Below are 12,273 nucleotides of genomic sequence, written 5' to 3'. Positions count from 1 at the left end.
TGCTCCGGCACTCACGTCTCCTCGACGGGCGAAGTCGGAGACATACTCGTCACCGCCTTCAAGGGCCCGGCGCCCGGATGGGAGATAAGGTACAAGACCTCCGCGGGGGAGGAGCGGGACGAGCTGAGCCGAATCGCCAGGAGGCTGGCGCGGGAGGCCAGCTGCCCTCCGAGCCGGCTGGAGACGGTGTTCAACGGCTTGAGAAGCGAGAATGGCGTTTTGACAAAGGCCCTTGAAAGGGCCTCGCATATGATCGAGATTCCTTGGGAGATCCGCTCGGCGGATGAAACCCGCGTCTTTGTTTCAGTCATCCCGGGGGTGCCGAAAGACCTGGTGTCGGCATCGGCAAGGAGGTGGTCGAACGATCATCCGGATTCGATAGTCCTTCTGCTGCTGCCCGACTTCGACGGTGGAAGGGGAGTTTTCCTATTGTACAGGGGGAGCGAGGTCGGGAGGGATTTCACTTCCTTTATCAGATCCTCTCCCTCTCTTTCGGCCAAGGGCGGAGGCAGGTCCGACTGGCTGAACGGCTCCTCCGGCTGCATGAAACCCGGCGAATGGCTCCGGGCGCTGGATATGTTTTTGAGAGTATAGAGAGAGGGGCGGCTTGAGCCGCCCCTCGAATTCAATCCGGATTTGAAACGGATTCAGGCTAATTGATTTCAGGGATGCTCATGCCGACCTCTTGGTAGTACTTCGCCGCGCCTGCGTGTACCGGCACGGAGACTCCGTCGAGGGCTGTCTCAAGAGTGATCTCCTTGGCCTTGGCGTGGACCTTGTGCAGGTCTGCGATGTTCTCCCAGAGGGCCTTGGTAAACTTGTAGACCACGTCATCGGAGAGATCCGCATCGCAGATCAACATCGCCATCACCGCCGGGGTCGGCACGTCTTTGTCGACGCCCTGGTACGTCCCGGCCGGGACTACGTCCTTGATGAAGAATGGGTACTTGGCGACGAGATCATTCATGAACCTGTCGTTGAAGCTGACGAGGTCGACCTCGTGAGTGGTGGCCAGATCCATGATGGAGGAGGTGGGATATCCCGCAACGACGAAGCCGACGTCGAGCTGGCCATCCTTGAAGCGCTGGGTTGTCGCGTTGAAGTCGAGGAAGTCGGTCTCCATGTCGCCGAACTTCATTTCGGCCACGTTGAGAATGGCGCTGACATCGCCAAGCACTCCTGATCCCGGCGCACCGACTGAGACCCTCTTGCCCTTTATGTCCAGGATGTCCTCGACTCCGGTTCCCTTGAGGGTGATGCAGTGGACGTGCTCGGGATAGAGAGAGGCGACCACTCGTTGGTTGTCGTACTTCTCCTTGAATGGGCTCATCCCCCTGGCGGCCCAGTAGGCGAGGTCGTTCTGAACCATTGCCATCTCGATCTGGTGTGTGCCTATCAGGTTGATGTTAGCCGCGGAGGCGTTGCCCGTCTCCGAGGTCACCTGGAGCTCTGGGACGTTCCTGGAGATGATCTCCGCGATACCGCCGCCGAGCGGATAGTACGTGCCGCCCGTTCCGCCGGTCGCTATCGATATGAAGGTTGTAGCCGACGCAGCCCCTGCGAAGACGAAGAGAGTGAGAAGAGCAAGACCGGTTATTACTTTCCTGTTCATATGCGATTTCCTCCTTAAGAAAACGATTTTTGGGTGTTGCTGATCGAAGCCCGGTTTTTCCCTCCTCTCGTAAAATATTCCTTGCCTTGACTGGTTATAGTATAGAGCTATTTTTCAAAGGTATCAAGAAAGCCGTTGAATATTTTTTCCCCTCGGCCTCAAAAAGCGCTCTTTCAGCAACTATCATCTATAATAATGCATAGAAATCACCAGAGAGGAGCTGCATGGCGTGATCTGGAAGAAGATCTTTAAAAGCCCCCTGGGGGAAGACGAGGAGGAATTGGAAGAGATGGAGAGCGTTAGCACGGTTGACGAAGGCAGTCCCCTTGTCCTGGACACGAACGAACCCCAGGCCGGAAGAGAAAAGCGCGGAGTGGAATTGAACTTCACAATACGCATCGACGACGAAAATCAAGCGGGCAGGGCGGCGCTTCTGCTGGCCTCCACAACGACCAACGAGGCCGAGATCACTTTTAAAAAGGAACTGGCATCCCTCGGATGGAAATCGGTGGCCACGGAGGTCGGAGGCCTTGCGGGCGTCTTGCCCCAGAAAATAACGGGAGCCCTGGTGGGCGCATCCCTCAATGCGGGAGTGGTCGAGAAGAAGAGAAACGAGATGCACGCGCTGATGCACGCGGCCCTCGAGGCGTTGGAGGGTTTCCTGTCCGTCGGGATGCTTGAGGCCAGCGTAGGCGCAAAGATAGCCATTGTTCGCAACAGTCGATGGATATCCGTGGCGGTCATGGGGGATACGGCCTATCACGCCGTGGCCCACCACGAACGCTGCGGACTTGGAGTTATGCATATCTAGTTGTTGCAAGTTCTTCAAAAAAACCCTTGCATACCGGGCCTTCCTGTGATAGAGTTCTCTCTCGTTTGGAGGTCATTAACTCCGGTTTTACATTTTTTTGGAGGTGCCCATAGATGAAAAAGGATCTTCACCCGCAGTACGAGAAGTGCGTCGCCAGTTGCGCGTGCGGTAACACGTTCGAGACCCGTTCCACGAAAAAAGAGATTCGCGTGGGAGTCTGTTCCTCGTGCCACCCCTTCTTCACCGGAAGGAGAGGGTCCAGGGTTTTGACAGAGGCCGGCAGGCTCGAGAAGTTCCAGAAGAAGTACGAGGGGATCGACTACGGACAGAGAACCAACGTGGAGTAGAGCAATCGAGAGGGAGGGTGTGCCTCTCCCTTGTTTAGAAAGGGTGTGGACCAATGAGCTGTGGCGTGATGCTTCTATCCCATACGCCCCGGCCTGATGCTGTAGTCGCCGCCGCAGCCAGGCTGTGCTATAGCGATGTATCGGCATCGGACCTCGTCGAGGACGAGACGACGGAGAAGATGAGGTCTCTCCTGCGGCACATTCGCGACAGCGGACACTTTTCGCCCTTTGAACATGCATCATTTACATTCGCCATCGACGGACTCAGCAGGGTGACGTCCCATCAGCTTGTCCGTCACAGGATCGCCTCGTTCAGCCAGCAGAGCCAGAGATACGTCCCCATGGACAGGCTCGACCTGGTCGTTCCTCCTTCCATCGCCGACAAGCCCGCGTTGAGACGCAGGTTCGAAGAGATGGCGAAGGCCGTTCACAGTTTCTACGCGGAATTGATGGAGCAGGGAGTGCCGAAGGAGGACGCGCGCTACATCCTTCCCCACGGCTGGAACACAAGGTTGGTAATGACGATGAACGCCCGCGAGCTGCATCACTTCTTCACTCTCAGGCTCTGCCGCAGGGCGCAATGGGAGATCAGAGAGTTGGCCCGCAGGATGCTGGTCGCGGTTCGGCCCGTAGCGCCCGCTCTGTTTGAAAAGGCGGGCCCGACCTGCCTGGTCACCGGTAGATGCGAGGAGAAACACTCGTGCGGCAATCCCTTCGCCACTCTGGAAGAGCTCCTTGAAGAAAAGATAGTGTGAGGTGAACATGAGAAAGTTTCTTATGTCCTTGCCCTTGTTCCTTGCCGAATGCGCCGAGCGGGACAGGATGCCCGTGGGCGGACAGGCCGTGATCGAGGGCGTTCTGATGAAGGGGCCTGACCGCTGGGGCCTCTCCGTGCGCAAGCCGGACGGGGAGATCCAGAGCGAGACTTGGGCGATCTTCTCCAGGACGAAAAAAATGCCGTGGAAGCTGCCGATCGTGCGCGGGGTGGTCACCATGGTCGAGATGATGACAATCGGGTTCAGGGCGCTGAACAAGTCGGCCCAGATCGCGGTGGGCGAGGAGGAGCAGATCACGGCCAAGGAGCTTTTTCTGTCCACTGTTATAGCCATCGCCGCGGTCGCGGGTCTGTTCATCGCTCTGCCCCTGTGGCTGTCGGACCTCGCCGTAGAATCGTGGGGGCTGACCAGCACGGGCAAGAATGTACTGGAGGGCTGCGTCCGAGGACTTGTCTTCCTGGCGTATGTCGGAGGGATAGGGCTCTGGAGCGAGATCCGCCAGGTTTTTCGCTACCACGGAGCGGAGCACAAGACCATAAACGCCTTCGAGTCCGGCGCCGAGATGACCCCGGAGAGCATCGGAAAATTCTCGCGCATTCACCCCAGGTGCGGCACGTCGTTCCTCCTGATAGTCGTTGCTGTCAGCATAGTGGTCTTCTCTATCGCGGGCAGCGGTTCGATCATGTGGAGGATCGGCATGAGGATCGTGCTGCTTCCCCTTGTCATGGGCGTCTCCTACGAGATCATCAAGGGAGCCTCCAAGGCGGGAGCGATCGGCAGGCTCCTGATGGCTCCGGCCCTCTCCTTTCAGTTCTTGACCACCAGGGAGCCGGATGAGAAACAGATAGAGGTCGCTTTGCTGTCATTGGAGACGGCGCTGGGCAGAAAACTCTCCCCTGCGTCAGCCGGTGGTGATCCGGAGTGAGCCTGCGGGAGAAACTGCAAGAACTGGAGAGGGATTTCGAGGAGACCGAGTCGAAGATGGCCGACCCGGCCTTTCACTCAGACCTGAAGGAGCTCCAGGCGCTGGCGAAGAAGCACGCCAAGCTCACCCCAGTAGTGACCAAGTTCCGCGAGTTGAAAAAGGTCTCCGGGGACATCGAGGAGGCCAGGTCCCTGCTTCAATGCGGCGACCCGGAGCTAGAGACCCTCGCGAGGGAGGAGCTCTCCGCCAAGGAGGAGCGACTTCAGCAGGTGGAGGAGGAGATGAAGATACTGCTCCTCCCGGAGGACCCGAACGATGAAAAGAGCGTCATGGTGGAGATCAGGGCCGGAGCGGGAGGAGAGGAGGCGGCTCTGTTCGCTGCCGTGCTCTTCCGCATGTATACACGTTTCGCCGAGCGGGAGGGGTGGCGCACCGAAAGCGTCGACTACAACGAGACCGGCATCGGCGGCTACAAGGAGATCGTCTTCCGCATCGACGGCGACGGAGCGTACAGCAAGCTGAAGTTCGAGAGCGGAGTTCACCGGGTGCAGAGGGTGCCGGTGACCGAGGCCGGAGGCAGAATTCACACCTCGACCGCCACCGTGGCGGTCCTGCCCGAGGTCGAGGAGGTCGACGTCGAGATAAAGAACGAGGACCTGAAGATCGACACGTACCGAGCCAGCGGCGCGGGCGGGCAGCATGTCAACATGACCGACTCCGCCGTGCGCATAACCCATCTGCCCACGGGCGTGGTGGTGACCTGCCAGGACGAGCGCTCCCAGATAAAGAACAGGATAAAGGCGATGGCCTACCTGAGGGCCAAGCTATACGACATGGAGCTTCAAAAGCAGAGCGACGACCTCGCCTCCGAGAGACGCGGCCAGATAGGCACCGGTGACCGCTCGGAGAGGATCAGGACGTACAACTACACTCAAAACCGCATCACGGACCACAGAATAGGCCTCACCCTCTACAAGCTCGACCAGTACCTTGACGGCGATCTTTACGAGCTCATAGAGGCCATGACAATGGCCGACCAGTCGCAAAAACTGCACACGGCAGAGGTGTGACCGCATGACGGTCTTCGAGGCCAGAAGGCGGATCCTCCGCGCCCTGAGCGAGGCGGGCGTACCGTCTCCCGGCTTCGAGGCCGACATGATACTCCGGCATGTCCTGAACAGTACCGGCGGACACCTACTGGCCCATCCAGAAGAGAAGACCGACGATAACGAGATAAACGAGATTCAAAGAATAGTCGCACGCCGCGTTTCAAGGGAGCCGTTGCAGCACATCATCGGCTCCTGGGACTTCTTTGGCAGAACCCTGGAGACCCCGCCGGGCGTTCTGATCCCGAGGCCGGAGACGGAACTGCTGGTCGAGATCGCCTTGGACCTGACGCCGCCGCAAGGGGGCCTCTTCCTCGACTGGGGAACCGGGACGGGCTGCATTGCCCTGTCGCTTCTCTGCGAATCCCGAGCCCTGGAGGGGCTGGCCGCCGACTGCAACCCGCTGGCGATCTCTGCCTGCTGGAGGAACCTAAGGCGCCACGGGGTGCTCGACAGGTGCCTGGTGCTGCACTCCCGCACTCCTGAAGACCTGCCGTTGCATGCCGGATCCCTTGACATGCTTGTAAGCAATCCTCCCTATATCAAAACCGACCAACTTCCGCACCTGGTGGAGGAGGTCCGTTACGAGCCCGTCTCCGCCCTGGATGGCGGGGTCGACGGAATGCGGTGGTACAGAAGGCTCTCCGCGGCCGCCGAGGTGCTTTTAAAACCCGGCGGATGGCTGCTCTTCGAGGTAGGCGACGAGTACCAGGCGGAGGCGATCCTGCAAAGCGCCTCCCCGTCGTTCCTTCCCGGCGGAACCCATCGTGATTATTCCGGCATCTCTCGCGTTCTCGTAATGCGTCGTGTATAATTTCCAAGTAAGATAATGTGTTTTTTGGAGGGATGATTCCGTTATGGAAAAAAGGGAACTTGTCGTCATCGGTGCAGGGCCGGCCGGTTTAACCGCCGCTATCTACGGCAGGAGGGCCGGTCTTGATGTGTTGCTGCTCGAAAAGGGAGTCGCAGGCGGTCAGATAAACACGACCGAGGAGATAGAGAACTGGCCGGGCGTCGAACACGCCTCCGGGCCGGAGCTCTCCGAGATGTTCAGAAAGCACGCGGAGAAGTTCAAAACCGAGTTCAGAGAGGTCGACGTATCGAAGGTCGAGCTCCGCGGCGAGTCGAAGATCGTGACGACAAACAAGGGCGAGATCGAGGCCGAGGCCGTGATCATCGCCACGGGCGCGTACTTCCGCAGGCTCGGCTGCGAGGGCGAAGCGGAGCACATAGGCCAGGGAGTCAGCTACTGCGCCGTGTGCGACGGCGCCTTCTTCGAGGACGAGGAGATCGCGGTAGTCGGCGGCGGCAACACGGCGGTCGAGGAGGCCGTATACCTCACAAACTTCGCCTCCAAGGTCTTCATCATCCACCGCAGGGACGAGTTCCGGGCGGATCGCGCGGCCATCGAGCACGCCCTCTCCAATCCGAAGATAGAGCCGGTCTGGAACACCGTCGTCGAGAAGATCGAGGGCGACGGGATGGTCGAGAACCTCGTCATAAAGAACGTCAAGACCGGCGAGGTGTCGGACCTCCCCGTTGCCGGCGTATTCATGTTCGTCGGGCAGCTCCCTCACGACGAGTGTGTGAAGGGGCTGGTGGACGCGGCAAGAGGCGGCTGGATTTTGACCGACGACAACATGGAGACATCGGTCGAGGGCATATTCGCTGCGGGCGACGTGCGCGACAAGGGCCTTCGCCAGGTGGTCACGGCGGCCTCAGACGGAGCGATAGCCGCGATGAGCGCGTCGGCTTACATCAATGAGCAGCTTCACCTGCGCTCCGTCCTCTTCGAGCCCGAAAGAGTCGTGGCGCTCTTTTACTCCAGCATCGACCAAGAGCAGGTCAGGCTCTCCGACGAGGTCGACACCCTCACCAAGGAAAAAGGAAAGAAGGTCGCTCTCATCGATGGCTACAGAAACAAACGGATGGCGGATAAACTGGGCTTGGAGAAACTTCCGGCCCTTGTTGAAATAGTCTCCGGTCAGATCGTGAAAAAGTCTCCGATTACCGCCGCCGCAGACGTGCTTCCCCTCTTGTGATGCCTGTTATGCGGAGGCCGGACACCGGTCTCCGCATCCCACCCTCGCCGATTATGGAAATAAATTGCAAGTGTCCTTCTCAAGTAAGGTTTCCTCGGCGGACCTCCGACACAAAGGACGGGGAAGGAGTGAGAATATACGATGGACGCGAAGAACACACAGTACGCACAGGCTGTGTACCTGTCTAATAAAATTAACACGGCCTCCAGGGAGCAGCTTCTTCTCATAACATACGACATAGGGATCAAGAGCTGCATGGGTGCGGAGAGCGCTATGCAGGCAGGGCTGATCGACGAGGCCAACAACAACCTGCAGAGGGCTCAGAACGTCATACGAGAGCTCATGGTCACTCTCAGGGTCCAGGAGGGGGACGAGGTCACGACGAACCTGATGAGGCTCTACGACTTCATGTACCTCATGCTGGTCGAGGCCAATGTCGACAAGGACGGGGAAAAGGTCGCGGTAGTGAGAGGAATGCTCGAAGAACTCCGCACAACTTGGGAGGAGGCCATCATCAAGCTCGCCGAGGAGGCGGGGGTTGAGAAGCCCGCGGTCATCCAGGGCGCTACCCCCGTCCTGGACACGATGGAGCGAGGCACCGTCCCGGCCGGAGGTCTTAATGTCGCAGGCTGATATCCGGGAGGTCCTGTCCAGCCTCGTATCCTCGGAGCTGGCCCTCTTCAACGAGCTCGCCCTCCTCGTCGAGAAAGAGGAGGAGTGCGTGCTCGCCGAGGACATGAAGTGCCTGCTCACCGTCCTCCAGGAAAAGCAGGACGTCATCTCCCGCCAGGAGAAGATACACGAACAGTGGAGCTCCCTGTCCACCTCTATGGGCCTCCAGGAGGGGAGAGACGGCCCCATCTTCTGGGGAAGGCTCGGGGAGCTGCTGGGCGACGGTGCGGAGGACCTCAAAGCCTCCCTCTCCGTCATACACGATGTAGCCGGAAAAGTCCTGGAGCAGGAGATCCGGGTGCAGGAGCTAATGGAGAAGCACCTGGAGTCCCTCAGAAGCCAGATGGCCGGGTTGAGCCGCGGAAAAGAGGCGCTTAAAGGCTACTCCAAATCCGGAGGAGTATGATCTCCTGCCGATCAATCAAAGAGTGCCCTCATTCAAAGGAGCACACAAGATGAGACGCTTCCGCCCTCTGCAGTTTTTGCTTCAAACAGCCCTGCTTCTCCTTATGTCGGTCTCTATATCCTTCGCCGACAGCATGGAGAAAGAGATTGCCCTTGGAAAAAAAGTCTCCGCCGAGTTGGAAAAAAGATGGGAGACGACCGCCGACCCGGTTCAGATGGCCCGGCTCGAGTTGACTCTGGCCAAGCTGGTACCCTTCACAACAAGGCCCCTTCCATACGAAGTCCGAATGATTCGCGACAAAATGGTAAACGCCTTCTGCCTGCCGGGCGGGATAATCTATTTTTCAACCGGCATGCTGGATTTTCTGCGTACGGACGCCGAGATCGCGGCGATAATGGCGCACGAGCTTGTGCACGCGGACAGAAACCACGTGATGAAACAGGCCGCCCGCTCCTCCCGGGTCTCGGTGGCGGCCCTTGCGTTGATGATCGCCTCTAGAGGCGCCGTCGGCCCCATGATCCTTACGAATCTGCTTCAGGTGGCTGTGACGAACGCCTACAGCATGGACCTGGAGAGGGAGGCGGACAAAGAGGGATTCAAGATGCTCGTCTCCGCCGGCTTTCCGCCCGCCGCCATGGTCACGACCCTGGAGGCTATGATATACGACCAGATAAAGCGCCCCATTGTGGACCTCGGCGTCTACGCCACCCACCCGGAGCTTTCCGAGCGATTGCACTACATCGTCGACATGGCCGAGGAGATGAGAGTACCCCTTGAGAGAAAAAAAGCCCTGCGCCTTTTGCGCCCGGCTATCCGCCCGGAGGGAGGAGACCTGGTCCTGACCGTCGACGGGATGGAGGTATGCCGCTCATCGGCCGGGGAGGAGGGACGAATCGTCCTCGAGAAACTCTTCGAGTCGATCGAGAGCTCCCTCCAGATGGAGACACCCCCCTACGACATCCAAGTCCTTGAGATAGGAGGGGCGAAGGCGCTCCGCATCGGGCCTGTCCTGGCGGCGCGCGAGCCCCTTCCGGAAGGAACAACCCCGCTGTCCAACCTTCGCGAGTCCCTTGTAGAGGCCCTCCTGGCGGCAAGGGACAGACACCCGAGCTCCGGCTACAACCGCTGATTTCGAATGGTACAATAAGGACGGGAAGGGGACGCTCTCGCTCCCCGCCCGTCTTTGCTTTTTTGATTTTCACAAGACAAAAGGGGAATATCCATGTCCGTATCTCTATATCGCCGTTACAGACCGCAGACCTTCGAGGAGATCGCAGGCCAGGAGACGGTCGTCGATGTCCTTAAGAAGACGCTGCAACGGGGAAAAATTGGACACGCGTGGCTTTTTTCCGGGCCGAGGGGTTGCGGCAAGACCTCGGCCGCCCGGCTATTGGCCAAGGCACTCAACTGCCTCGACCTAAAGGACGGCTACGAGCCGTGCGGCAGCTGCGAACAGTGCGTCTCCATAAGCGCGGGCGAGAGCCTCGACGTGATCGAGATCGACGGTGCCTCGAACAACGGGGTGGAGGAGATACGCGAGCTCAAGACCCACGTCTCCCTGTCACCCTTCTCGGCCAAGTGGAAGGTCTACATAATCGACGAGGTCCACATGCTATCCATCTCGGCCTTCAACGCCCTGCTGAAGACGCTGGAGGAGCCTCCTCCCTTAGTCGCGTTCATACTGGCCACGACGGAGCCTCACAAGATACCGGCGACGATACGATCACGCTGTCAGCACATACCCTTCCAGAGAATCGACATGAGGTCCATGTGCGCCCGCCTGGAGCAAGTCGCCGTCGAGGAGAAGGCCCCCTTCGACCCGGAGGCGATCCGCGAACTCGCCAGAAACTCCGACGGCGCCCTCCGCGACGCCCTCTCCCTGATGGAGCAGGCAATGACTCTCGGCAACGGGGAGGTCTCCAAGGAGGCCGTCGACAGCCTGCTCGGCGGCGGCACCCTCTCGGACCTCGAGAGATGGGTCGCCTCGATCAAGGAGGAGGAGGTCGAGCCCTTCGCCTGCTTGGTGTCGATGTTCCAGAAGGGAGCCTCCCCTCAGAGGATCGTGGAGGGCGTCTTCCTGCTGTTCAGAAACCTATGGGCGGTTAAGAGATGGGGAGAACTGGTGATAGAACCCCTCTTCCTCTCCGTGAGCGAGGCGGACTTCCTCTCCAGGGAGGTCGACGAGTGGACCCTCGAGCAGCTTTCCGAAATGATGCTCTACTGCTCGAAGCTGATCCCGCAGGTGCGCACGGGCATGAGGACGGACGTCCTGTCCGGCCTGCTGGCCGCGAAGGTCCTGGAGTGCCGCGCCTTGGCTACGCTTCCGCCCGCAGAGGTGCGGCTGGAGGAGAGACCGAGGTCGGTGCGGGATGATGTTCCAGCCAAACCGACGCCGCCTGCCGAGAAGGCCGAGCCCGTTCCCAAGCCTGCCGCGCCTGTAAGGACGGCGGCCGCCGAAAGCCCTCCCGCTCTCCAGAAAGAACCTGCGCCCCCGAGGGACGGACCTCTGTCCGAGGAGGCGTGGAGGGAGTTCGAGAGGCATCTTTTCTCCGATCACCTGCATCTCGGCTGTCTGCTGGTGGAGGCAGAGATCGAACTGAAGGGCAACGTCGCGGAGATCACCCTGCCGGACGATGCCGCCTACGGCTTCGCCACCCTCTCCTCGGAGAGAAACGGACACCAGCTCCTCTCCGCGGCCCGGGGCGTCCTTGGAAAAGACAAGGAGCTCCTGGTCAAGTGGAGGGACGAGAGCTGCAGGTACGGAGAGGAAGACCCCGAGGCCGAGACGCCGAATGCCGACGAGGCGACAACCGAGCCTCCGCCCGCGGAGAGGAAGCCCCGGCCCCCCGCAGTGGAGCGTCCGAGGTCGGTACCCGCCGGCCAGGAGAGGCTCCCATTCGAGGACCTTGTCGACGAGGTCCTCAGGTGGACGGACGGGGAGGTCGTGATGGTCAAAAGAGAAGAATCTCCCTCCGAACAGGACGGGGATTTGACGGAAATGGAGAGTAACTGACAGATGGCAAGAGAGTTTGTTCACCTGCACGTTCACACCGAGTACAGCCTGCTCGACGGCGCGATACGCTGTCGGGACCTCGCCTCCAAAACGGCGGAGTTCGGAATGCCCGCCGTCGCCATGACGGATCACGGCGCCATGTACGGGGTGGTCGATTTTTACGAGAGCTGCCTCGCGGCCGGCGTAAAGCCGATAATCGGATGCGAGGTCTACGTGGCGGCTGACGGTCACATGTCAAGGGACAGGCGGGGGAGGACCCACCATCTGCTCTTGCTCGCCGAGAACGAGGAAGGTTATCACAACCTCGTCAAACTATGTTCGATAGCCTATACCGACGGCTTCTACAGCAAGCCCAGGATCGACCACGGACTGCTGGAGAGGTACAAGAAGGGGCTCATAGCCTCGTCCGCCTGCCTGGCCGGCGAGATCCCCGCCCTCCTGCTGGAGGGACGGGAGAAGGAGGCGCTTGAGCGGGCTTTCCTATACAGGGACATAATGGGCGAGGACAACTTCTTCCTTGAGATCATGCACAACTCCATCCCCGAGCAGAGCAAGGTGAACCG

Annotated in this window: 14 protein-coding genes; 13 read left to right on the top strand and 1 reads right to left on the bottom strand. The window is 59.7% G+C overall.

The window, feature by feature from the left end; translation table 11 throughout:
* The coding region (locus GX181_08965; GenBank protein ID NLM72070.1) for a hypothetical protein at positions 1-594 on the top strand (594 nt) is incomplete at its 5' end.
* A gap of 58 nt (positions 595-652) precedes the next feature.
* On the opposite strand, the gene GX181_08960 is transcribed toward GX181_08965, so the two are convergent.
* Positions 653-1,612 carry a TAXI family TRAP transporter solute-binding subunit gene (locus tag GX181_08960; protein NLM72069.1) on the bottom strand — a complete coding sequence of 320 codons (960 nt, stop codon included), beginning with the start codon at positions 1,610-1,612 and terminating at the stop codon, positions 653-655.
* A gap of 289 nt (positions 1,613-1,901) precedes the next feature.
* On the opposite strand from GX181_08960, the gene GX181_08955 reads away from it, so the two are divergent.
* From GX181_08955 to GX181_08900, 12 genes are all read left to right on the top strand, one after another.
* Positions 1,902-2,423 (top strand): hut operon positive regulator HutP, encoded by a 522-nt coding sequence (locus GX181_08955; protein ID NLM72068.1) that lies wholly within the window; start codon positions 1,902-1,904, stop codon positions 2,421-2,423.
* Positions 2,424-2,536: 113 nt separating this feature from the next.
* Positions 2,537-2,770 carry a 50S ribosomal protein L31 gene (rpmE, locus tag GX181_08950; GenBank protein NLM72067.1) on the top strand — a complete coding sequence of 78 codons (234 nt, stop codon included), beginning with the start codon at positions 2,537-2,539 and terminating at the stop codon, positions 2,768-2,770.
* Positions 2,771-2,823: 53 nt separating this feature from the next.
* On the top strand, positions 2,824-3,525 hold the full coding sequence (locus GX181_08945) for an FAD-dependent thymidylate synthase (protein NLM72066.1): 702 nt from the start codon (positions 2,824-2,826) through the stop codon (positions 3,523-3,525).
* A gap of 22 nt (positions 3,526-3,547) precedes the next feature.
* Positions 3,548-4,471, top strand: a complete 924-nt coding sequence (locus GX181_08940; GenBank protein NLM72065.1) for a DUF1385 domain-containing protein — start codon at positions 3,548-3,550, stop codon at positions 4,469-4,471.
* Positions 4,468-5,541 (top strand): peptide chain release factor 1, encoded by a 1,074-nt coding sequence (prfA, locus tag GX181_08935; GenBank protein NLM72064.1) that lies wholly within the window; start codon positions 4,468-4,470, stop codon positions 5,539-5,541. Before GX181_08940 ends, prfA begins: the two co-directional genes overlap by 4 nt.
* A gap of 4 nt (positions 5,542-5,545) precedes the next feature.
* The gene (gene prmC / locus GX181_08930; GenBank protein ID NLM72063.1) at positions 5,546-6,391 is read left to right on the top strand and encodes a peptide chain release factor N(5)-glutamine methyltransferase; all 846 of its coding nucleotides are present in this window, start codon (positions 5,546-5,548) and stop codon (positions 6,389-6,391) included.
* A gap of 43 nt (positions 6,392-6,434) precedes the next feature.
* On the top strand, positions 6,435-7,619 hold the full coding sequence (gene trxB / locus GX181_08925; protein ID NLM72062.1) for a thioredoxin-disulfide reductase: 1,185 nt from the start codon (positions 6,435-6,437) through the stop codon (positions 7,617-7,619).
* Between the two features lie 141 nt (positions 7,620-7,760).
* Entirely contained in the window at positions 7,761-8,252 is a 492-nt protein-coding gene (fliS, locus tag GX181_08920) for a flagellar export chaperone FliS (GenBank protein NLM72061.1), read from the top strand.
* Positions 8,239-8,697, top strand: a complete 459-nt coding sequence (locus tag GX181_08915) for a flagellar protein FlgN (GenBank protein NLM72060.1) — start codon at positions 8,239-8,241, stop codon at positions 8,695-8,697. The genes fliS and GX181_08915 overlap by 14 nt, the downstream gene beginning before the upstream one ends.
* A 49-nt stretch (positions 8,698-8,746) precedes the next feature.
* A complete protein-coding gene (locus tag GX181_08910) occupies positions 8,747-9,826 on the top strand; it encodes a M48 family metalloprotease (protein ID NLM72059.1) in 1,080 nt (359 codons plus the stop codon).
* A 93-nt stretch (positions 9,827-9,919) separates the two neighbouring features.
* Entirely contained in the window at positions 9,920-11,710 is a 1,791-nt protein-coding gene (dnaX, locus tag GX181_08905) for a DNA polymerase III subunit gamma/tau (protein ID NLM72058.1), read from the top strand.
* 3 nt (positions 11,711-11,713) lie between these two features.
* Positions 11,714-12,273, top strand: a 560-nt coding sequence (locus GX181_08900; GenBank protein ID NLM72057.1) for a PHP domain-containing protein, incomplete at its 3' end; no start/stop codon positions are given.

This window comes from Synergistaceae bacterium (assembly GCA_012521675.1).
Lineage (GTDB): Bacteria > Synergistota > Synergistia > Synergistales > Aminobacteriaceae > JAAYLU01.
Note: the sequence above shows the minus strand (reverse complement) of the source record. Positions and strands in the feature narration are given on the sequence as shown.

Coding starts and splice junctions, on each gene's coding strand:
- GX181_08960 (NLM72069.1), bottom strand. CDS start 1,612: ATGAACAGGAAAGTAATAACCGGTCTTGCTCTTCTCACTCTCTTCGTC.
- trxB (NLM72062.1), top strand. CDS start 6,435: ATGGAAAAAAGGGAACTTGTCGTCATCGGTGCAGGGCCGGCCGGTTTA.
- dnaX (NLM72058.1), top strand. CDS start 9,920: ATGTCCGTATCTCTATATCGCCGTTACAGACCGCAGACCTTCGAGGAG.
- rpmE (NLM72067.1), top strand. CDS start 2,537: ATGAAAAAGGATCTTCACCCGCAGTACGAGAAGTGCGTCGCCAGTTGC.
- GX181_08945 (NLM72066.1), top strand. CDS start 2,824: ATGAGCTGTGGCGTGATGCTTCTATCCCATACGCCCCGGCCTGATGCT.
- GX181_08915 (NLM72060.1), top strand. CDS start 8,239: ATGTCGCAGGCTGATATCCGGGAGGTCCTGTCCAGCCTCGTATCCTCG.
- GX181_08910 (NLM72059.1), top strand. CDS start 8,747: ATGAGACGCTTCCGCCCTCTGCAGTTTTTGCTTCAAACAGCCCTGCTT.
- fliS (NLM72061.1), top strand. CDS start 7,761: ATGGACGCGAAGAACACACAGTACGCACAGGCTGTGTACCTGTCTAAT.
- prmC (NLM72063.1), top strand. CDS start 5,546: ATGACGGTCTTCGAGGCCAGAAGGCGGATCCTCCGCGCCCTGAGCGAG.
- GX181_08940 (NLM72065.1), top strand. CDS start 3,548: ATGTCCTTGCCCTTGTTCCTTGCCGAATGCGCCGAGCGGGACAGGATG.
- GX181_08955 (NLM72068.1), top strand. CDS start 1,902: ATGGAGAGCGTTAGCACGGTTGACGAAGGCAGTCCCCTTGTCCTGGAC.